General features: G+C 64.4%; 18 protein-coding genes. 12 read left to right on the forward strand and 6 right to left on the reverse strand.

All coding sequences use genetic code 11. The features are described from left to right. The first annotated feature begins 221 nt into the window (after positions 1 to 221). The 3 genes from A0U87_RS08130 to A0U87_RS08140 all read left to right on the forward strand — a co-directional run bounded on the left by A0U87_RS08130 (position 222) and on the right by A0U87_RS08140 (position 3,006). A complete protein-coding gene (locus A0U87_RS08130) occupies positions 222 to 1,706 on the forward strand; it encodes a M23 family metallopeptidase (protein WP_234415736.1) in 1,485 nt (494 codons plus the stop codon). A gap of 40 nt (positions 1,707 to 1,746) precedes the next feature. Next, a complete protein-coding gene (locus A0U87_RS08135) occupies positions 1,747 to 2,538 on the forward strand; it encodes a nucleotidyltransferase family protein (protein WP_048937819.1) in 792 nt (263 codons plus the stop codon). A 105-nt stretch (positions 2,539 to 2,643) separates the two neighbouring features. Continuing rightward, positions 2,644 to 3,006 carry a hypothetical protein gene (locus tag A0U87_RS08140; protein WP_048937820.1) on the forward strand — a complete coding sequence of 121 codons (363 nt, stop codon included), beginning with the start codon at positions 2,644 to 2,646 and terminating at the stop codon, positions 3,004 to 3,006. A gap of 95 nt (positions 3,007 to 3,101) precedes the next feature. Here the strand turns inward: A0U87_RS08140 and A0U87_RS08145 are convergent, their stop codons facing one another. Further along, entirely contained in the window at positions 3,102 to 4,448 is a 1,347-nt protein-coding gene (locus tag A0U87_RS08145) for a lipopolysaccharide biosynthesis protein (RefSeq protein WP_048937821.1), read from the reverse strand. Positions 4,449 to 4,574: 126 nt separating this feature from the next. Between A0U87_RS08145 and A0U87_RS08150 the strand changes: the two genes are divergently transcribed. Beyond that, positions 4,575 to 5,345 (forward strand): phosphocholine cytidylyltransferase family protein, encoded by a 771-nt coding sequence (locus A0U87_RS08150; protein WP_048937822.1) that lies wholly within the window; start codon positions 4,575 to 4,577, stop codon positions 5,343 to 5,345. 63 nt (positions 5,346 to 5,408) lie between these two features. Here A0U87_RS08150 and A0U87_RS08155 read toward each other — a convergent pair whose 3' ends face one another. Both A0U87_RS08155 and A0U87_RS08160 read right to left on the reverse strand, forming a co-directional pair. Continuing rightward, a complete protein-coding gene (locus A0U87_RS08155) occupies positions 5,409 to 5,771 on the reverse strand; it encodes a hypothetical protein (RefSeq protein ID WP_048937823.1) in 363 nt (120 codons plus the stop codon). A gap of 118 nt (positions 5,772 to 5,889) precedes the next feature. Beyond that, positions 5,890 to 7,068 (reverse strand): BamA/TamA family outer membrane protein, encoded by a 1,179-nt coding sequence (locus A0U87_RS08160; RefSeq protein ID WP_234415737.1) that lies wholly within the window; start codon positions 7,066 to 7,068, stop codon positions 5,890 to 5,892. A gap of 168 nt (positions 7,069 to 7,236) precedes the next feature. Here A0U87_RS08160 and A0U87_RS08165 point away from each other — a divergent pair, with 168 nt between their 5' ends. Then, the gene (locus A0U87_RS08165) at positions 7,237 to 8,262 is read left to right on the forward strand and encodes an outer membrane beta-barrel protein (RefSeq protein WP_048937825.1); all 1,026 of its coding nucleotides are present in this window, start codon (positions 7,237 to 7,239) and stop codon (positions 8,260 to 8,262) included. A 24-nt stretch (positions 8,263 to 8,286) separates the two neighbouring features. On the opposite strand, the gene A0U87_RS08170 is transcribed toward A0U87_RS08165, so the two are convergent. From A0U87_RS08170 to A0U87_RS08180, 3 genes are read right to left on the reverse strand one after another with little or no spacing between them, the layout of a single operon-like run. Then, on the reverse strand, positions 8,287 to 8,718 hold the full coding sequence (locus A0U87_RS08170; protein WP_048937826.1) for an HIT family protein: 432 nt from the start codon (positions 8,716 to 8,718) through the stop codon (positions 8,287 to 8,289). Continuing rightward, entirely contained in the window at positions 8,715 to 9,818 is a 1,104-nt protein-coding gene (locus tag A0U87_RS08175) for a CDP-alcohol phosphatidyltransferase family protein (protein WP_048937827.1), read from the reverse strand. Before A0U87_RS08175 ends, A0U87_RS08170 begins: the two co-directional genes overlap by 4 nt. Continuing rightward, positions 9,815 to 10,894 (reverse strand): glycosyl transferase, encoded by a 1,080-nt coding sequence (locus A0U87_RS08180; RefSeq protein ID WP_048937828.1) that lies wholly within the window; start codon positions 10,892 to 10,894, stop codon positions 9,815 to 9,817. The genes A0U87_RS08175 and A0U87_RS08180 overlap by 4 nt, the downstream gene beginning before the upstream one ends. Positions 10,895 to 11,172: 278 nt before the next feature. Between A0U87_RS08180 and A0U87_RS08185 the strand changes: the two genes are divergently transcribed. The 7 genes from A0U87_RS08185 (at position 11,173) to odhB (ending at position 19,943) form a co-directional block, all read left to right on the forward strand. Next, a complete protein-coding gene (locus A0U87_RS08185; protein WP_004211148.1) occupies positions 11,173 to 11,961 on the forward strand; it encodes a succinate dehydrogenase iron-sulfur subunit in 789 nt (262 codons plus the stop codon). Position 11,962: 1 nt separating this feature from the next. Beyond that, positions 11,963 to 12,424 carry a PaaI family thioesterase gene (locus tag A0U87_RS08190; RefSeq protein WP_048937829.1) on the forward strand — a complete coding sequence of 154 codons (462 nt, stop codon included), beginning with the start codon at positions 11,963 to 11,965 and terminating at the stop codon, positions 12,422 to 12,424. Continuing rightward, positions 12,421 to 13,533 (forward strand): cell division protein ZapE, encoded by a 1,113-nt coding sequence (zapE, locus tag A0U87_RS08195; RefSeq protein ID WP_048937830.1) that lies wholly within the window; start codon positions 12,421 to 12,423, stop codon positions 13,531 to 13,533. The genes A0U87_RS08190 and zapE overlap by 4 nt, the downstream gene beginning before the upstream one ends. A gap of 316 nt (positions 13,534 to 13,849) precedes the next feature. After that, positions 13,850 to 14,812: a malate dehydrogenase gene (mdh, locus tag A0U87_RS08200; RefSeq protein ID WP_010337480.1), complete on the forward strand. Its 963-nt coding sequence runs from the start codon at positions 13,850 to 13,852 to the stop codon at positions 14,810 to 14,812. A gap of 99 nt (positions 14,813 to 14,911) precedes the next feature. After that, positions 14,912 to 15,796: a succinate--CoA ligase subunit alpha gene (gene sucD, locus A0U87_RS08205; protein ID WP_004211155.1), complete on the forward strand. Its 885-nt coding sequence runs from the start codon at positions 14,912 to 14,914 to the stop codon at positions 15,794 to 15,796. A gap of 98 nt (positions 15,797 to 15,894) precedes the next feature. Next, complete coding sequence (locus A0U87_RS08210; RefSeq protein ID WP_004211156.1) at positions 15,895 to 18,690, forward strand: 2-oxoglutarate dehydrogenase E1 component; 2,796 nt, start codon at positions 15,895 to 15,897, stop codon at positions 18,688 to 18,690. 8 nt (positions 18,691 to 18,698) lie between these two features. Next, positions 18,699 to 19,943: a 2-oxoglutarate dehydrogenase complex dihydrolipoyllysine-residue succinyltransferase gene (gene odhB / locus A0U87_RS08215; protein WP_017501596.1), complete on the forward strand. Its 1,245-nt coding sequence runs from the start codon at positions 18,699 to 18,701 to the stop codon at positions 19,941 to 19,943. The last annotated feature ends 24 nt before the right edge of the window (positions 19,944 to 19,967 follow it).

Here is a 19,967-nt window from a genome sequence, read left to right on the forward strand (position 1 = left end):
CCCTTGGTTAACGGGACTCTGCCCGGCCATGGGCACGTTTCGTCGCAGCGGCGCGGGTCATGGCAGCGTCTTAAATTGACTTTAACCCTGCGCGTTCACAAGGGTGCGGTCCGACGCATGGCGCGGGGACCATTGCGTTGGCGATGCGATAAAAAGCACCCCGGGGGTTGCGGCTTTTGTTCCAGGATAATCAGTCGGGTTTTCAGCAGGGTGGCGCGTCCATGTCGCTATGGCTGGCGGACAGCCTGCAGCGACCGGCGGCGCCGCGCGACTGGCGCACGCGCCTGCGCGACTGGGCGGAGGACGTCAACCTCGTCCCGGACCTGGGGCAGAATGTCGGCAGCCTTACCTGGTTTCGCGGCCTTGCCACCTGTTTTGGCCTGTGCGCCACCGCCCTCTATCTCTCGCCCGGTTTCCAGCCGGTGCCCGGCGCGCCCGAACCGCTACTGGCGCCCGCCCAATATGACGAGGTGCGCAGCCAGATGATCACGCCGCTGGCGCTGGGCGCGGACAGTGGCCGGCGGATGGGCGCGACCGATACGGTGCAGCCCCTCAAGGAAACGCCCGAACGGCCGCAGATCGAACTCAATGCCCAGATCGGCAGCAGCGACACGCTGGCCCGCGCCTTGTCGCGTGCCGGGGTCAGCAGCGGCGATGTCGCGACCGTGACCAGCATGGTCGGCGGCGATATCGGCGCAGGCGTGAAGCCGGGCACCCGGCTCGACATCATCCTGGGCCGCCGTGCCAGCCGCACATCGCCCCGGCCGCTCGACAAGCTCAATTTCCGCGCGCGGCTCGACCTTGCGGTCGAACTCAACCGGGTCGGCGGCGTGCTGCAGGTGACGCGCGTGCCCATTCGCGTCGACAACACCCCGCTGCGCATCCAGGGCGTGGTCGGCGACAGCATCTATCGCTCGGCCCGCGCCGCCGGTGCGCCGCCCAAGGCGGTGCAGGCCTTCCTGCGGGTGATCGCCAAGCAGGTCGATCTGGGATCGATCGGCGCGGGCGACCGCTATGACATCATCACCGAATATCATCGCGCCGAAACCGGCGATGTCGAGGTGGGCGAGCTGCTCTATGCCGGTTTCCGCCGGGCGCGGGGTAAGGCGGTCGACATGCTGAAATGGACCAGCGAGGGCCGCACCGAATGGTTCGAGGCATCGGGCGTGGGCGAAAAACGCGGCGTGCTGGGCGCACCGGTCGACGGCGCCCGCATGACGTCGGGCTTCGGCATGCGCCGCCATCCGATCCTGGGTTATACCCGCATGCATGCCGGCATCGATTTCGGCGCGCGCTACGGATCGCCCATCTATGCGGTGACCGACGGCGTGGTTGCCTTTGCCGGCCGCCATGGCGGCCATGGCAATTATGTCCGTGTTTCCCATGGCGGGGGCCTGGCCACCGGCTATGCGCATATGAGCCGGATCGCGGCGGTGCCCGGCCAGCGGGTGCGGCGCGGCCAGGTGATCGGCTATGTCGGTTCCAGCGGCCTGTCGACCGGTCCGCATCTTCATTATGAGTTGTATCGCAATGGCCAGGTGGTCAATCCGCTGTCGGTGAAGTTCACCACGACGGCGCAACTGACCGGCAGCAATCTGGTCGCTTTCCGCGCGCGCCTGGCCCAGCTCAAGGGGCTGAAGGTCGGCACGCATGAGGTGGCGGCGGCCGCGCCGACCGCGGGCGCACCGGCCGCTGCGGGGAAATAAGCGGCTTTGCGGCGGTGGCTCGCTCGGCTAACGAGCGGGCATGACATCCTCCCATCCCGTCACCATCACCGCAATCCTGCTGGCAGGGGCGCGGCCGATCGCCGATCCGCTCGCAACCGCTGCCGGCGTGCCGGTCAAGCCGCTGGTGCCGGTCGCGGGGGAGCCGATGATCAACCGCCCGGCGCGCGCCTTGCTCGCCCATCCGGCGATCGGCCAGCTGGTGGTGCTGACGCAGAATCCCGAATATTTCGCCGATGATCCGGCCACCGCCTGGCTGGCCAGCGATCCGCGCGTGCGGTTCGAGCGCGGCGGCAAGGGCATCGCCTCCTCGCTGCTGGAACTGATGGAGAAGGCGGACCTGCCTTTCCCGCTGCTGATGACGACGGCGGACCATGTGCTGCTCGACGCGGCGATGCTGGACCAGTTCGTGGCGGAGGCGACGGGCGCCGACATCGCCGTCGCCATGGTCGAGAAGGCGACCCTGCTGGCCCATTATCCGCAGTCGCGCCGCACCTGGCTCAAGTTCCGCGACGGCTGGTGGTCGGGCGCGAACATCTTCTGGTTCGGCAGCGCCAAAGCGCGCCCGGTGATCGCGTTGTGGCAGGATGTCGAGCAGGACCGGAAGAAGGGCTGGAAGATCCTGTCCGCCTTTGGCCCGCTGGCGCTGGTCGGCGCACTGCTGCGCATCCTGACCCTGCGCGGCGGCATTGCGCGGGTGGGGCGGCGTTTCGGCCTGACCGCGCGGCTGGTGGCGATGGACCAGGCGGAAGCCTGCATCGACGCCGACAAGCCCGACGACATCGTGCTGATCGAATCCATCCTCGCGCGCTAAAGGGCAGGGCGTTTCCCTATCGGGTTATTCCCGATGCCGCGCGCTGTGGCTGCATGCTAGAAACAATCGGACCCGGCAGATGGGCCCGATGAAGGGAGCACCCGCATGCGCAAGATTCTGCCCCTGGCGGCATTGTTGCCCGCCACCCTCGTCCTGATGGCACAGACAACGCCCGAAGCGGCGCCCTCGCCGCCGGCGCCGACCCCGGTCACTCCGGTCAGCGGCGATTCCCGCGACGTATCGGTCGCCGCCTGCCTGAACGAAGCCAAGGCCCAGGGCGCAAAGAAGGGCGTGATCGACGTCACCCTGCGCGAGGTCGAGGATACCGACAAGAAAAGCGACAGCCGCGGTGCCGTGCGCGCGCTGGTCAATGTCGTGATCGACAAGGACGGCAAGCAGAAGACGGTCAAGAAGACGTTCAAGTGCAGCACCCAGAACGGGGTGGTCACCGCCTTCAAATATTATTGAATTTCCCTAGCCCGGTCTCATCAGGCTGAACCGGGCGCGGCACCAGTGCGTCGTTCCTCTCCCCCCTCGATCCAGGGATGGCGCGCTGGTGTCGCTCAGTTCGCGTCGGGCTCCGGCGGCAGCGTATCGCGCAATGCCAGCGCATGGCGGGTGGCAAGACCCATCATCAGGAAGCCGGCGATCGAGGCGACGATATTGGCGATCGCAGCGCCGATCGTGCCATTCATCGGCAGCAGCACCGCCTGCATCCCCAGCAGCAGCAGGGTGGAGGCAAAGGTGATGCGCAGCGACAGGCCGGCCCGGTCGGTCGCCATCAGCAGCGGGCGATAGCTGACCCCGACCAGGTCGATGCAGGCCGACACGCCCAGCAGCATCAGCAGCGGATAGGCGGGGAGGAATTCCTTGCCCGCGATCAGGCCCAGCAGCGGATGGCCGATGGTCAGGATCAGCGCGATGATGATGGCGCCGGCGATCAGCGCCAGCCGGTTGGTGCGGCGGAACAGGGACCGCAGCGCATCCACGCCATGGCTGGACTGTGTGCGCGACAGTTCGACGAAGATGCTGCGCGAGAGCAGGCTGGAAATCTTGGTCAGAGACTGGGCGAGCTGGTTGGCAAGGCGATAGAGGCCCGCGCCCACCGGCCCGACGAACAGGCCGACGACCAGCACCGCGACCTGCTGTCCCATGGCGGACAGGCTGGTCTGCAGGTTGGTGGCGGTTAGGAAGCCGACGATGCCGGGATTTTCCTGGCGCGCATCAAGCGCCCGGCCGGCGGTCCAGCTGCCGAGCCGCCCCTTGCCTTCGCGCAGGGCGAGGTACCAATAGGCCGCCGCGCACAGCAGTTCGGCGGCGCCCCAGGCGATCAGGAAGCCGGTGATGCCGGGCATCAGCGCAAGCGCCAGGCCCGCGCCGATCATCCGTCCGACCGGGATCATGGTTTCGGCGACGGCGGCCGAATCGAAACGGTCGAACAGGCGCAATATGCCGGTGGGGGAGGAGCGGATGGTGATCATCATCACCATGCAGAACAGCCAGGCCTGAAGCCCCATGCCCGGCCCCAGTTGCAGCTGGTTGCCGAAGGCGAGGATGATGATCGCGGCGATCAGGCCGCCGGCCACGGCCGAGGCGAGATCGATCAGGATGCAGAAGCGCAGCACCCGGTTGAGCGCATTGCCGTTGCCGTCCGCCAGATGCGGCTGGCCATAGCGCACGACGATCTGCCAGCTGTCGAAGGACACCAACGTCTTGATGACGTTGGCGGCGCTCAGCACCAGCGCGAAGCGGCCGAAATCGGCAACGCCCAGCGTGCGGGTGACGATGGCGAGATAGGCAAGGCTCAGCACCGCGCCCACGCCCTTGCCGCCCAGCAACCAGCCGGTATTGGCCAGGATACGGGCAAAGCCATCCTGTGCGCTGCTACCCTTTGCGCGCTTCAACTTCACCGGAACAGGAGCCTTTCGCGTGACACGCCGTTTGTTGCTGGCGGGCGTCTATCTAGGGAAGGGCGGCGCATTGCGCAAATGCGTCCTTCTCTTCCCTGCGCTGCGAAATCGCTCTAAAGCGCGGGCATGACCATCAAGAAAGCCATCATCCTCTCCGCCGGCCAGGGTTCGCGCCTGCTGCCGCTGACCCGTGACGTGCCCAAGTGCATGATCGACTTCAACGGCCGCACCCTGATCAGCTGGCAGATCGCCGCGCTGGTCGCCAATGGCGTGACCGACATCGTCGTCGTCACCGGCTTCCGCACCGAGCGGGTCGAGGATCATGCGCTGCAACTCTATCGCGAGACCGGCGCGCGCATCCGCACGCTGTTCAATCCCTTCTTCCAGGTCGCCGACAATCTGGGCAGCTGCTGGATCGCGCGTGAGGAGATGGACCAGGACTTCATCATCCTGAACGGCGACACCATCGTGTCGGACGAGATCGTCGCGAAGCTGGTCTCGGGCGCCAAGGACGCGATCACCGTCACCGTCGATGTGAAGCCCGACGGCGACTATGACGATGACGACATGAAGGTGAACCGGGACGAGACCGGGCGCCTGCACCATATCGGCAAGCGGCTGCTGCCGCCCGACACCAATGCCGAATCGATCGGCATGCTGGCGTTCGTGGGCGAAGGGCCGGCGATCTTCCGCAACCAGGTCGACCAGATGATGCGCACGCCCGAAGGCGTCGCCCGCTGGTATCTGCGCGCGATCGACATCATCGCCAAGGGCAACCGGGTCGGCACCGTGTCGATCGAGGGGCTAGCATGGCAAGAAGTCGATTTCCCGCAGGATGTCGATGCCGCCAATGCGCTCACCGAGAAATGGGTGGAAGAAGGGCGCTACGGCGCGTGAGCGCCGGGTTGCGTAGCCAATTCGGCGGCTGCCAAATGGCCGCAATGGGTGAATAGGAGACTGTCAGCTTTCAGCCGAAAAAACGGCAAATCTTGCCACTTCGGTGGATGACATGGCTTTGGCCATTTCGCGGTCTTTGTAGCCGTCTAACGTACTCAGCCAATCGACAAAGTCTTGGCATCCACCGGCCTCAAGCGGGAAAATACCGACAGGCTCTGATCCATCAGAATAGAGCAGAAACACTACATCGTCGCCCCAAGGTCCACTGTCGTCAGTCGCGACAACGACGCGTTTAAGATCGACAATGGGTAGCTGGCGTTCAGTGCCTTGCCCATCGGTGGTAACGATCGCTTCACCTGAGATGGTAACCATCCACGATGAAACGGGCCGAATGCATTTCAACTTGTCGCGCAACCAATTGAACATAGTTGATGATGCTAAGATCGGTTTCCGCAAACTGCAATGTCCGCAGATGGAGAAGCGCGAGAGCCGCGTGGATGGCAAATGTTGGTCGTTTGCCGACCGTCTGATCTGTCTACCCGACCTAAAAGGCTTCCCCGATCCCGAAATAGAAGGCGGCGCCGTCCTTGCCCCAGGCGATGTCGGCCCGCAGATTCACATTGGCCTCCTTCGAGGCGAGATAGCGCAGGCCGAAACCTCCGGCGGGGAGCATCTTGGTATGTTTCCAGATATCCTTGCCGCTGCGCGCAATGCCGCCGATGCCGCCGAAGGCGACCATGCCGATCTTGCCGAACAGATGCTGGCGCACCTCGCCCTGCAGCGCCCAGCTGGCCCGGTCGCGATAGCGGCCGGTCTCGTAGCCACGCAGGTCGCCATTCTGGCCATAGAGGCACAGGTCATAATAGGGCGCGCCGTCCGACGCCTCGCACAGCGTCTTGCGCACCACCAGCACGGTCTCGCGCCCCAGCGGGAAATAGCCATTGCCCGCAATCTGCAGCTTGTGATGGGTGAAGTCGCTGCCCAGCCAGTCGGCGCCATAGGTCAGTGATCCGGTGGTATAGACGCCCTTGCGCGGATCGACCGGATTGTTGCGGCTGTCGAAGGTGAAGGAGGGGCCGAGCATCGCAATCTGGCTGTGCCGCTCGATCGCGGGCGGTGTCAGGTTCGGATGATTGGGCAGCGGCAGCGAAACGCGGGCGTTCATGTCGAGATAATAGAGGCGCGCGCCGAAGGAGAGGTGGCGCAGGAAGCCTTTGCTGAAGATCTGATATTGGGTGTCGACCATGGCGGCGAAGGCCTTGTCGCGCAGCTTGATCGACAGGTTGGACGCGCCGGCATTGGCGCCGATGCCATAGAAGCGCAGATTGGCGACGCCATAGCCGGCCCAGCCTTGGAAGCGCAGCCGGTCGTCGGCCAATGTCATGTTGTGCGATGCGCCCAGGCCCCAGCTATCGGTGCTGGTGTAGCCGCCACCAAAGCCGCTGACCCAGGGGCGGGACGATCCGTTGGGATTATAATAGAGCACCGCCGCACCGGCGAGGCCGGTGCCCATCGCCGGATTGGACAGCGGGATCGGCGCGATTACCAGGTCCGGCTTGGTGCTGGGCGGGGGCAGGGCGGCATCGGGCGCGGGTTCCGGTTCGCCGGCCTGCACGCTCTGCGCCTGATCCATGATCTCGCGCGATGGCGTATTTTGGGCGGCGGCGGGAAGGGCCATGCCCAGGCACATCATCAGGCTTGGGCCGGCCAGCGCGTGTCGCACGCCATGTCTCCCTGTCATATCGGACCAGCCTAGAGGAAGGCGGGGGCGGCACCATCGGGGGAAATGTGCAGGCAAAAGGGGGAAATTACCCAGAAGCCAGGCAAGCGCCTTTCCCGCATATTGTCTGCCCGGCCCGAAGGAGCAGGGCGCGGGGCCGGGGGACAGGGAATGATGGCGATGCGAGGATTGACGCTGCTATCGGTCATGGCGCTGGGTGTGGCGGGCCATGCCCGCGCAGAAGAAGTGCCGCCCGTCCCGATCATTACCCAGGTTGCGACCAGCGCCGATCCCGTCAGCGGGGCGACCGACACGCCGATGCCCGTTGCGCCCGCAGAAGGGGCGGCGGAGCCCCCGCCCGAACGCGAAAAATATCCGCTGCTGCCGATCGGCGGGCGGGCGGCGATCGAGCGCGGCTATCATATCCAGCGCGCGCTGGGCGCCAGCGGCATGCTGATCCACAATGTTCAGCATATGAACAGCCGGAACCTGGCAGTCGCCATCGCCAAGGGCGAGGATCCGCCCGAGGGCGCGTCGCTGCTACAGGTGCCCTTCGTCACCACGACGGAGATGGAAAGCCGGACCAGCAACAGCGAGTTCAAGGCGGATGTCTGGCTGTTCCCCTTCCTCAACCTGTTCGCCGGCATCGGCAAGGTGAAGGGGCATGTCGATGTCGGCGTCGACATCGATCTCGATGCCTTCGTGCCTTTCCCCTTCTGTCGCCCGGCCAAGCCCTGCGGTCATAGCCAGCTGCCCTTCAAGGCGGATGTCGACAACACCTCCTTCACCTTCGGCAGCATCCTGGGTTATGGCAGCAACAGCTGGTTTGCCGCCCTGTCCCTCGCCAAGACGATCAGCGTGGCGAAGAAGGACCGGTCCGACATGCGGATGACCAACATCGCGGCACGGGCCGGCCCGCGCGTCTCGCTGGGCGGCAACACGATCCTGACACCCTATGTCGGCGCCAATTATTTCGACATGGATGTCACCGTGTCGGGGCTGGTGCGCAGCGGCCCGTTGTTCGAGGACGGCGATGGTGTCGGCCTGCGCTACAAGGTCGACCTGTCGAGCCGCCGCCCCTGGGCCGGCATCGCCGGCGCCAATCTGGAACTGTCCAGCCATTGGGCGATGCAGGCCGAATATAATCTGGGGCAGGAATCCAACCGCTTCGTGCTGAGCCTGACCTTTCGGCCCTGATTCGGCCGGCCCCGATCCGTCCGATCAGAGGGCGAAATGCCCCTTCAGCCAATCGCGCAGCGCCGTGTCAGCTTCGTTGTCAATCTTGACCGCGCTGCCAAGGTCGGGCTGGCCCGGCCAGCCGGCATCGGTGATGGTCAGGCCGGCGGCGCTGCGTTCCCCGTCATAGCGGGGGATGACATGGAAATGGACATGCGGGTCGACCATCATCAGCATCAGATAGTTGATCTTGGCATAGTTCACCGCGCGGGTCAGCGCGGCCTCGATCGCGGCGGTGACGGTCTTGAGTTCGGCATGCGCCGCGCCCGGCAGGTCGCCGAACGCGGTCGCGTCGCTCTTGGCTGCCAGCACCAGCGATCCCAGCGTCGGCTGGGCGGGGCGCAGCAGCACGACCCAATGGTCGAATTCGGCAACCAGCGTCGCGGGCCAGCCGAACTTGGCGATGGTCGCGTTCATGCCGCTGCCTCGGCCTCGTCCATCCAGCTGACGATCGGCCGGCCGGAGCGGTGGACGATATAGGCCTGGGCCAGGCGCACGGCATGGACGACCAGCGAGATGATGGTCCACCAGGCGAGCGCGATCAGGCCGATATCGGGCCGGCCGAACAGCAGCGCCACGAACAGGATCACCATGTTCGGGTTGCGACGCGCGGTGATCAGGCGGAACTGACTGTCGAACGGACGCCATACATGGATGTCCATCTTGAAGTCCTTGAGGAACATCCCCTCGATCAGGCGCTGGAGGATATAGCCCGCGATCACGGCGGTCATGATGAAGGTGAAGGTGCCGGCCGACAGGCCCAGCCCCCAATAGGTAAGGCCCACGCCCCAGAAATACCACCAGAAGGGCGGGTGGACCAGGTCGACGCCATGGTCGATCACATTGCCCCATTTGGAAGAAGTGATGGTGCAGCGGGCGAGCTTGCCGTCCACCGTGTCCAGCACCATGAAGATGAAGCCGCACAGGAAGCCGGTCCAGAACAGTCCCTTGGCGAACAGGAAGGTGGCGACGAGGCAGAGCGTCACGCCGATCACCGACACCATGTTCGGTGTCATCTTCAGCTGCGCGGCGATGCGCGTCAGGATCAGTGCCAGTTCGGGCCAGAGATATTTGGTCAGCAGGTCGGTCACGCCCTTATAGGCGCCGAAATAGCTTTGCCGTTCGATCGCCTTGCGGGTCTGGGGCACCAGTTCGCGCACCATCGGCTGTTCCAGCTTGCGCAGCTGGCGATTGTATAGCTTGCGCCCGTCCGACAGGTCGATGAGGCCGCTGGCCTTCATCGGGTCGCTGCCCGCGGGCACCTGACCGACGATCGGCTGGCCGGCCCAGGCGAACATCGTGCCGGGCGTTTCCAGCACCAGCCGCAGCAACAGCGGGTCGAAGGCATAGGCGAGGTTGAAGACCAGTTCATGGCCCGGCGCCAGCGTGCTGCCATTCTTGGCCGCGCTTTCCGCCATGCGGCGATTGCGTTCGGCGTTGGACATGCCCCAGATCGGGGTCGCATTCTCGCCGAGCAGGCGAACCGGGCCGAGGGTGGTGCTGATCGTCTGCATCATGCCTGTGCCTTCTGCGCAAAATCGAGGATGAGGGCGGCCTGCCGCTGCGAGGCGGGGACCGGGGAAAGATCGATACTATCCTGCATTGCCGCTTCCTGAGCAGCAACCAGGCCCGGTTGCAAGTCTGCTGCCCGATCGAGCGCGCCCTGAAGCGCATCCGCGCGGTCGATCACCTGGCCCAGGCGCCAATGGGCGAAGGCCTGATCCTCGCGCCAGTCATGATGGTCGAGGTTCAGGAAGATGCAGGGGCGGGGGGTGAGCAGAAACTCGTAAACCTGGCTCGACACGTCGCCCAGATAGGCGTCGGCGCTGGTCGTGTAGCTCATGTCGATCGAGTGGCGGCTACCCATGTCGACGCGGATATGCGGGCTGTCGCTGTGGATTGGCGGGATGCGGCGGGCGAGCTTCACATGCGGCGCGATGATGACGTTCCAGCCCTGCAGCGCTTCGAGCGCGGCCATGACCTGCGGCCCGTGCCTGACCCAGGAGGACAGCTCCGGGTCGAAATGCGGATTGTAGAGCAGCACCGGCTTGTCGTCGTCGAACAAGGGGCGGCGCGGCGCGCGCAGTTCGAACTTGGCATAGCCGCCGACCAGGCAATTGGCTTCGGTGCAGAGGCCGTAGCCGATCATCCGGCGCCGGTCCTTCTCGCCCGCGACGATGGTCAGGTCGAAATCGGCGTGGCGCTGCTTGTAGCCGCCAGCCCGGTCGCCCGCGCCATGCTTGATCAGGATCAGGCGGGTGGCAAAGCCGGGCATCCGTTTCAGCCAGGCGCTGGTGATTTCCGTCGTCACCAGCGTCGGGAAGCGGGCGATGGCGCGATAGTTGAGCAGCAACGTCGCCAGCCGCGAGGGCAGGCGGAACAGGGAGTCGGGCTTGGTCGAGGGGCGACGCAGCTTGATGAGGTCGAGCCGTCCTTCGGGATCATAGCTGGCGACCAGATCGAGAATCAGGCGCGAGGGCGAAAGCACATGGACGCGCACATCCGCGCGCTTGCCCAGTTCAAGGGCGGCCGGCAGCCAGTGAAACACCTGCTGCGCTTCGGCGATGGCAAGAAAGGCGATGTCGATCGGCAATGAAGGCGGTCCCCACAGATATTCGCCGCCGCAGGGGCATGACCTGCGTTTGCTTTACTTCGCCCCGCGTCGCAATGCGAGGGGGGAGCGAAACGAGGTCGCTCTAGCGTGGCTGGCGCGGGACGCAAGCCGAAGCCCCTCTTCGGCAATGATTATTTGCAATCGATTTGCAACAAGGCCCGCCGGGGCAGAAACATGGTCTCAGTGCTGGACCTTTGCAGATTTTTCGTTATGCGGACCCCCATCAGACAGACATCGACGAAGAGGCTCGACGAGCGATGGCCGAATTTGCTTTGCCCAAGAACAGCAAGATCAGCGGCAAGGGCGTGACCCACAAGGCGCCCGAGGGCGCGACCAATGTCCGCAGCTTCAAGGTCTATCGCTACGATCCGGACTCGGGCGAGAATCCGCGCTACGATACGTTCGAGATCGATCTCGACAATTGCGGCCCGATGGTTCTCGACGCGCTGCTGAAGATCAAGAACGAGTATGACTCGACCCTGACCTTCCGCCGTTCGTGCCGCGAAGGCATTTGCGGTTCCTGTTCGATGAACATGAACGGCAAGAACGGCCTGGCCTGCACCACCGCGATCGACGAATGCGCCGGCAAGCAGGTGCAGATCACCCCGCTGCCGCACATGGACGTCATCAAGGATCTGGTGCCGGACTTCACCCACTTCTACGCCCAGTACAACAGCATCAAGCCCTGGCTGCAAACCGTCAGCCCCGCGCCGAGCGGCAAGGAGCGGCTGCAGTCGCCCGCCGATCGCGAGAAGCTGGATGGTCTTTATGAGTGCATCCTGTGCGCCTGCTGCTCGACCAGCTGCCCCAGCTACTGGTGGAACAGCGACAAGTTCCTGGGCCCGGCGATCCTGCTGCAGGCCTATCGCTGGCTGGCCGACAGCCGCGACGAGTTCACCGGCGAGCGCCTCGACGAGCTGGAAGATCCCTTCCGCCTCTATCGCTGCCACACCATCATGAACTGCGCGAACGTCTGCCCCAAGGGCCTGAGCCCGGCCAAGGCGATCGCGGAGACCAAGAAGATGATGGTCGAACGGCAGCTGTAAGTTGACCAGCGACGGTGTTGCAGGCGGGCGACCGCTGAACGAAGGGAAATGGTCGGGCTGGACCGCCTGGCACGATCCGCATCCCGACACCTTCCTGCAGGCCATCGGCCGCGGTTACATGCGCGGGCTGGGCGAGAAGAAGGCGCATGTCGCGCTGGAAACCCGCACCAGCCACCGCAACCGGCTCGATACGCTGCATGGCGGCTTCCTCGCTGCCTTTGCCGACCATGCCTATTTCGGCGGCCTGTGGGCGATGGGTTATCGCGATCAGGTGAACGGCGTGACCATCGACCTGTCGATGCAATATCTGGGCGCGGGCAAGGTCGGTCCCGACCTGCTGGCCGAGGTGGAATTGCTGCGCGAGACCGGGCGCCTGATGTTCCTGCGCATGCTGATCACCCAGGAGGGCGAGCCGGTCGCGGCGTCCACCGCCACGCTGCGCAAGGCGCCCAAGGCGCAGTGACCAGCGTCATCGCCCGTTATGATGCGCTGGTCGAGGCTGGCGAATTGCGGCCCGACCCGGACCAGCGTGCCGCCGCCGTGCGACTCGACCAGCTTCAGCATGATCTGGAAGCGACGCCGGCGCGTGGCTCGACGCTGTGGAAGCTGCTGCGCAAGCAGCCCGAGCCGCCGCGGGGCCTCTACATGTGGGGCGGGGTCGGGCGCGGCAAGTCGATGCTGATGGACCTGTTCTTCGACACGGTCCATGTGCAGCGCAAGAAGCGCGCCCATTTCCATGAATTCATGCTCGACGTGCATGCCCGCCTGGCCGAGGCGCGCAAGTCCGAGTCGGGCGATCCGATCCCGCCGGTGGTCGAGTCGCTGGCCGAAGAGGCGCGGCTGCTCTGCTTCGACGAGATGGTCGTCAACAATATGGCTGATGCGGCGATCATGTCGCGCCTGTTCACGGGGCTGCTGGAAAAGCGGGTGACGATCGTCACCACCTCCAACCGTGAGCCCGACGAACTCTACAAGAATGGCCTCAATCGCCAGCTCTTCCTGCCCTTCATCGACCTCATCAAGGCCAAGCTGGACGTGATGACGCTGAACGGTCCGGTCGATTATCGCCGCGACCGCCTGGGCGACTCGAAGCTGTGGCATGTGCCCAATGGGCCGGAGGCGACCAGGGCGCTGTCGGAGGCCTTTTTCCGCCTGACCGACTTTTCGGTCGAGGACCGGGCCAAGGTGCCCTCGGAGGAGATCGTCGTTCAGGGCGGGCGCACCATGCATGTGCCCAAGAGCCTGAAGGGCGTTGCCGTCTTCTCGTTCAAGCGGCTGTGCGTCGAGGCGCGCGGCGCGCCCGACTATCTGGCGATCGCGCGCAAATATCATACGGTCATCATCGTCGGCATTCCGGTGCTGGGGCCGGAGAAGCGCAACGAGGCGGCGCGCTTCGTCACGCTGATCGACTCGCTCTACGAATATAAGGTCAAATTGCTCGCTTCGGCCGATGCCGAGCCGATGCGACTCTATCCCGAAGGGGATGGGGCGTTCGAATTCGAGCGGACCGTGTCGCGGTTGATGGAAATGCAGTCCGACGATTATCTCGCGCTGGGTCACGGCCCCAAATAAGCGCGGCGCACCCCGTCGTGCGCGCATTTCGCCCTATCGCCGCTTGCGTCGACGTTCATCAGGGCGCAACTTTCTTACGGAAAAACAGACCGGATGCTTCCACTTGGGAAGCATCCGGCAGGCTACCGCTGCAGGGAAGGCTCTAGGTCCAGGGTAGGAGACCAGGAGCGACAGGGTGTGAAAAAGCCTCTAATGCAACTGCGAATGAATTGCAAAGATAATTTGCTGCAGGGGGCTTTGTTTGGTTGAAACCCCCACAATATGGGCGTAGGCGCACTGACAATTCCAGAGTTCACATCTTGGAGGATGATTGCATATGGCCCGTAAGAAGATCGCGCTCATTGGCGCTGGCAATATCGGCGGCACGCTCGCGCATCTCGCGGCTCTCAAGGGACTCGGTGACATCGTCCTGTTCGACGTCGTCGAAGGCGTTCCCCAGGGCAAGGCTCTCGACCTGTCGCAGTGCGCCTCGGTCGAAGGCTTCGATGCGAAGATCACCGGTTCCAACGACTATGCCGATATCGCGGGCGCGGACGTCATCATCGTCACCGCCGGTGTCGCCCGCAAGCCGGGCATGAGCCGCGACGACCTGCTGGGCATCAACCTCAAGGTCATGAAGGCCGTGGGCGAGGGCATCGCCGCCAACGCCCCCGACGCCTTCGTCATCTGCATCACCAACCCCTTGGATGCCATGGTCTGGGCGCTGCGCGAATTTTCGGGCCTGCCCGCAAACAAGGTCGTCGGCATGGCCGGCGTTCTGGACAGCTCGCGCTTCAACCACTTCCTGGCGGAAGAATTCAACGTCTCGGCCAAGGACGTCACCAGCTTCGTGCTCGGCGGCCATGGCGACACCATGGTTCCGGTGATCGAATATTCGACCGTCGCCGGCATCCCGGTTCCCGACCTGATCAAGCAGGGCCGTTCGACCCAGGAGCGCATCGACGCCATCGTCAAGCGCACCCGTTCGGGCGGCGGCGAGATCGTCGCGCTGCTCAAGACCGGTTCGGCCTTCTATGCGCCCGCCACCAGCGCGATCGCCATGGCTGAAGCCTATCTGGGCGACAAGAAGCGCCTGCTGCCCTGTGCCGCGAACCTGACCGGCCAGTATGGCGTCGACAATCTCTATGTCGGCGTGCCGGTCATCATCGGCAAGGATGGCGTCGAGCAGGTCATCGAGATCGAGCTGAACGACGAAGCCAAGGCCAACCTCCAGGTGTCGGTCGACGCCGTCAAGGAACTGCTGGAAGCCTGCAAGGGTATCGATCCCTCGCTCGCCTGAGCCAACCAGCTTGCACCGTCCCGTTCCAGGTAAGTGCGCAGCCTGGGACGGGTCGCTTTAGACCCAAGTGCCACGTCCACAGAGAATAAAGGGACACATATGTCCATTCTGGTGAACAAGAACACCAAGGTCATCACCCAGGGTATGACCGGTGCCACCGGCACCTTCCACACCGAAACCGCTCTTGCCTATGGCACGCAGATGGTTGGCGGCGTGACCCCCGGCAAGGGCGGCACGACCCACATCGGTCTGCCGATGTTCGACACCGTTGCCGAAGCCAAGTCGAAGACCGGCGCCGACGCATCGGTCATCTATGTTCCGCCGCCGTTCGCGGCCGACTCGATCCTGGAAGCGATCGATGCCGAAATCCCGCTGATCGTCGCGATCACCGAAGGCATCCCGGTTCTGGACATGGTCAAGGTGAAGCGCGCCCTGTCGGGTTCGAAATCGCGCCTGATCGGCCCGAATTGCCCCGGCCTGCTGACGCCCGGCGAGTGCAAGATCGGCATCATGCCCGGCAACATCTTCTCGAAGGGTTCGGTCGGCGTCGTGTCGCGTTCGGGCACGCTGACCTATGAAGCCGTGTTCCAGACCACCAATGCGGGCCTGGGCCAGACCACGGCCGTCGGCATCGGCGGTGACCCGGTCAACGGCACCAACTTCATCGACGTGCTGGAACTGTTCCTGGCCGACGACGCCACCGAATCGATCATCATGATCGGTGAAATCGGCGGCGACGCGGAAGAGCAGGCTGCCCAGTTCCTGATCGACGAAGCCAAGAAGGGCCGCAAGAAGCCGATGGCCGGCTTCATCGCTGGTCGCACGGCGCCTCCGGGCCGTCGCATGGGCCACGCCGGCGCGATCGTGTCGGGCGGCAAGGGCGACGCGGAAAGCAAGATCGCGGCGATGGAAGCGGCCGGCATCAAGGTCGCTGCCAGCCCGAGCCTGCTGGGCGAGACCCTGCTGGAAGTGCTGAAGGGCTGATCCGCCTTTAAAATATGATATGGAAACGCGGCCGGGCTGCACCCCGGCCGCACTTTCCCGCTCCGCGACTGCACGCGGCATGCATGGGACACAAGACGATGGGTTACGAGAACCAGGATTTCGAGATCGAACAGGGGCCGAGCTGGGCACGCCCCAACTGGCCGTTGGCGGACACCGACGACCTGACCGGGGCGATGGACCCGACGCAGATGCAGGTGGCCGTGAAGGCTGCTGCAAAGGCGCAGGGTGCTGCTGTTTCCGAGGCCGATATCGCATCGGCTGCCGAGGACGCAATCCGCGCGCAGATGCTGATCCGCACATATCGCGTGCGCGGTCATCTGGCCGCCAATCTCGATCCGCTGGGCCTGGCCAAGCGTGACCTGCCGGCGGACCTGACCCCGGAATATCATGGCCTGACCGACGCGTCGAAGAAGGTCTTCCTGGGCGGCACGCTGGGCCTGCAGTACGCGACCGTCGCGGAGATCGTGACGATCCTGCGCCAGAATTACTGCGGTAATGTCGGCCTTGAATATATGCATATCGCGGACGTCGAAGAGCGCCGCTTCCTGCAGGAACGCCTGGAAGGCAAGGACAAGGAAATCCACTTCACGCCCGAGGGCAAGAAGGCGATCCTGGCCAAGGTCATCCAGGGCGAGCAGTATGAGAAGTTCCTGGGCCGCAAATATGTCGGCACCAAGCGCTTCGGCCTCGACGGTGGCGAGTCCATGATCCCCGCGCTCGAAGCGGTCATCAAATATGGTGGCGCATCGGGCGTGCGCGAGATCGTGTTCGGCATGGCCCATCGCGGCCGCCTGAACGTCCTTGCCAACGTCATGGCCAAGGGCTTCCGCGTCATTTTCCACGAATTCTCGGGCGGCACTGCCAACCCCGAAGACGTGGGTGGTTCGGGCGACGTGAAATATCACCTCGGCACCTCGACCGACCGTGAGTTCGACGGCGTCAAGGTCCACATGTCGCTGGTCCCCAACCCGTCGCACCTTGAAACCGTCGATCCGGTGGTGCTGGGCAAGGTCCGCGCGCAGCAGACCTTCCGCGATGACCTCACCAAGCATGAGCAGGTTCTGCCCGTGCTGATCCACGGCGACGCGGCCTTTGCCGGCCAGGGCATCGTCTGGGAATGCCTCGGCTTCTCGGGCGTCAGCGGCTACAACACCGGCGGCTGCGTCCACTTCATCATCAACAACCAGATCGGCTTCACCACCAGCCCGCAATTCTCGCGCGGCTCGCCCTATCCGTCGGACGTGGCGAAGGGTGTCCAGGCGCCGATCCTGCACGTCAATGGCGACGATCCCGAAGCCGTGACCTTCGCGACCAAGCTGGCCATGGAATATCGCCAGAAATTCCATCGCGACGTCGTCGTCGACATGTGGTGCTATCGCCGCTTCGGTCATAACGAAGGCGACGAGCCGGGCTTCACCCAGCCGCTGATGTACAAGGAAATCCGTCAGCATCCGCCGGTCAGCGACATTTATGCCGCGCGCCTGAAGGCGGAAGGCGTGGTGGACGACGCGTTCGTCTCCGGTTCGACCGACGAGTTCGTCGCCCATCTGGAAGACGAGTTCGAAGCTGCCAAGAGCTACAAGGCCAACAAGGCCGACTGGTTCGCCGGTCGCTGGTCGGGCCTGCACAAGCCGGCTGATGCCGAAACCGCGCGCCAGAGCGTGGAATCGGCGATCAACCAGAAGCTGTTCGACAGCCTGGGCCGCACGCTGACCACCGTTCCCGAAGGCCATAATGTCCACAAGACGCTGAAGCGCGTGCTGGATGCCAAGGCCGAGATGTTCAAGTCGGGTGCCAATTTCGACTGGGCAACCGGCGAGGCGCTGGCCTTCGGTTCGCTGCTGTCGGAAGGCTATGGCGTTCGCCTGTCGGGTCAGGACTCGGGTCGCGGCACCTTCAGCCAGCGTCACGCGGTCTGGACCGACCAGGACACCGAGGCCAAGTATATCCCGCTCTCGACCGTGCCACATGGCCGTTTCGAAGTGCTGGACTCGCCTTTGTCCGAATATGGCGTGCTGGGCTTTGAGTATGGTTTCGCCCTGGCGGACCCGAAGAGCCTGGTGATCTGGGAAGCGCAGTTCGGCGATTTCGCCAATGGTGCGCAGATCATCTTCGACCAGTATATCGCGTCGTCGGAAACCAAGTGGCTGCGGTCCAACGGCCTCGTCTGCCTGCTGCCGCACGGCTATGAAGGCCAGGGCCCCGAGCATAGCTCGGCGCGTCTGGAACGCTATCTGCAGCTCTGCGCCGAAGGCAATATCCAGGTCGCGAATATCACGACCCCGGCCAATTACTTCCACGCGCTGCGTCGCCAGATGCTGCGGCCCTTCCGCAAGCCGCTCATCATCATGGCGCCCAAGTCGCTGTTGCGTCACAAGGCCGCCGTCAGCAAGGCCGAGGACTTCCTGGGCGAAACGCACTTTAAGCGCATCCTGTCGGACCCCAATGGGTCGGCCGACAAGGATACCAAGCGCCTGGTGCTCTGCTCGGGCAAGGTCTTCTACGACCTGATGGAAGCCCGCGACGCCGCCGGCGACGCCAACACCCAGATCGTCCGTATCGAACAGATTTATCCGTTCGCCACCGACGCACTGGCCACGCGCATCGAGCGCATGACCAATCTGGAAGACGTCGTCTGGTGTCAGGAAGAACCGCGCAACAACGGCGCCTGGTCCTTCGTCGAACCCTACATCGAGGAAGCGCTGGCCAAGGCCGGCAAGGCGCCCAAGCGCGCTCGCTATGCCGGCCGCAAGGCATCGGCATCGCCTGCCACGGGCCTGGCCTCGCGCCATGTGTCCGAACAGGGCGCCCTCGTCGCCGATGCGCTGGGTCACAGCGTTCGTGAAGAAATCCGTCGCCAGAAGAAAGGCTGAGAAAGCACATGGCAACCGAAGTCAAAGTCCCCACGCTGGGCGAATCCGTTACCGAAGCAACCGTCGGTCAGTGGCTCAAGAAGCCGGGTGAAGCGGTCAAGGCCGACGAGCCGATCGTCAGCCTGGAAACCGACAAGGTCGCGGTCGACGTGCCCTCGCCGGTCGCCGGTGTCATGGGTGATCTGGTCGCCAAGGAAGGCGACACGGTCGAGGTCGGCGCGCTGCTGGCCTATGTGAACGAAGGCGGAGCCGCTGCTGCCGCTCCTGCTGCCGCTGCTCCCGCCGCCAAGGCGGAAGCCGCTGCGCCCGCGCCGGCCGCTTCGGCCCCGGCTGCATCGGACGACGAAGAGGGCGGCAGCCTGACCCTGTCGCCGGCGGTCCGCCGCCTGGTGCTGGAGCATGGTCTTGACCCGAGCAAGATCAAGGGCACCGGCAAGGACGGCCGTCTGACCAAGGACGACGTCATGGCCGCCGTCGCTGCCGGCACTGCCAAGGCTGCTGCTGCGACCCCTGCTTCGGCGCCTGCCGCCGATGCGCCGGCCGCTGGCCCCAGCCGCAAGCAGGAACGCGTCAAGATGACCCGCCTGCGCCAGACCGTCGCCAAGCGTCTGAAGGAAGCGCAGAACAACGCTGCCCTGCTGACCACGTACAACGACGTCGACATGACCAACGTCATCGAGGCGCGCGCCAAGTACAAGGATCTGTTCGAGAAGAAGCATGGCGTCCGTCTGGGCTTCATGGGCTTCTTCACCAAGGCCGTCTGCATGGCGCTGAAGGACATTCCGGGCGTCAACGCGCAGATCGAAGGCGACGAGATCGTCTATAACGACTTCGCCGACATCTCGGTCGCCGTCTCGGCCCCGACCGGCCTGGTCGTTCCGGTCATCCGCAATGCGGAAAGCCTGAGCGTCGCTGCCATTGAAAAGACCATCGGCGGCTTCGGCAAGAAGGCCAAGGAAGGCAAGCTGACGATGGAAGATATGAAGGGCGGCACCTTCACCATCTCCAACGGCGGCGTGTTCGGTTCGCTGCTGTCCAGCCCGATCATCAACCCGCCCCAGTCGGCGGTTCTGGGCCTGCACCGCATCGAGGACCGCCCGGTCGTCCGTAACGGTCAGATCGTGATCCGCCCGATGATGTATCTGGCGCTCAGCTATGACCATCGTCTGATCGACGGTCGTGAAGCGGTGACCTTCCTTGTCGCGGTCAAGAACGCGATCGAGGATCCGACCCGTCTGCTGATCGACCTGTAATAATCACCATTTATTGTTGCCCCG

It is taken from the genome of Sphingobium sp. MP9-4 (assembly GCF_005281675.1).
Classification (GTDB): domain Bacteria; phylum Pseudomonadota; class Alphaproteobacteria; order Sphingomonadales; family Sphingomonadaceae; genus Sphingobium; species Sphingobium yanoikuyae.

Excerpts from the sequence above, each read along its gene's own strand:
- A0U87_RS08130 (WP_234415736.1), top strand. The coding sequence starts at position 222 with ATGTCGCTATGGCTGGCGGACAGCCTGCAGCGACCGGCGGCGCCGCGC.
- A0U87_RS08135 (WP_048937819.1), top strand. The coding sequence starts at position 1,747 with ATGACATCCTCCCATCCCGTCACCATCACCGCAATCCTGCTGGCAGGG.
- A0U87_RS08140 (WP_048937820.1), top strand. The coding sequence starts at position 2,644 with ATGCGCAAGATTCTGCCCCTGGCGGCATTGTTGCCCGCCACCCTCGTC.
- A0U87_RS08150 (WP_048937822.1), top strand. The coding sequence starts at position 4,575 with ATGACCATCAAGAAAGCCATCATCCTCTCCGCCGGCCAGGGTTCGCGC.
- A0U87_RS08155 (WP_048937823.1), bottom strand. The coding sequence starts at position 5,771 with ATGTTCAATTGGTTGCGCGACAAGTTGAAATGCATTCGGCCCGTTTCA.
- A0U87_RS08165 (WP_048937825.1), top strand. The coding sequence starts at position 7,237 with ATGATGGCGATGCGAGGATTGACGCTGCTATCGGTCATGGCGCTGGGT.
- A0U87_RS08170 (WP_048937826.1), bottom strand. The coding sequence starts at position 8,718 with ATGAACGCGACCATCGCCAAGTTCGGCTGGCCCGCGACGCTGGTTGCC.
- A0U87_RS08175 (WP_048937827.1), bottom strand. The coding sequence starts at position 9,818 with ATGATGCAGACGATCAGCACCACCCTCGGCCCGGTTCGCCTGCTCGGC.
- A0U87_RS08185 (WP_004211148.1), top strand. The coding sequence starts at position 11,173 with ATGGCCGAATTTGCTTTGCCCAAGAACAGCAAGATCAGCGGCAAGGGC.
- mdh (WP_010337480.1), top strand. The coding sequence starts at position 13,850 with ATGGCCCGTAAGAAGATCGCGCTCATTGGCGCTGGCAATATCGGCGGC.
- sucD (WP_004211155.1), top strand. The coding sequence starts at position 14,912 with ATGTCCATTCTGGTGAACAAGAACACCAAGGTCATCACCCAGGGTATG.
- A0U87_RS08210 (WP_004211156.1), top strand. The coding sequence starts at position 15,895 with ATGGGTTACGAGAACCAGGATTTCGAGATCGAACAGGGGCCGAGCTGG.
- odhB (WP_017501596.1), top strand. The coding sequence starts at position 18,699 with ATGGCAACCGAAGTCAAAGTCCCCACGCTGGGCGAATCCGTTACCGAA.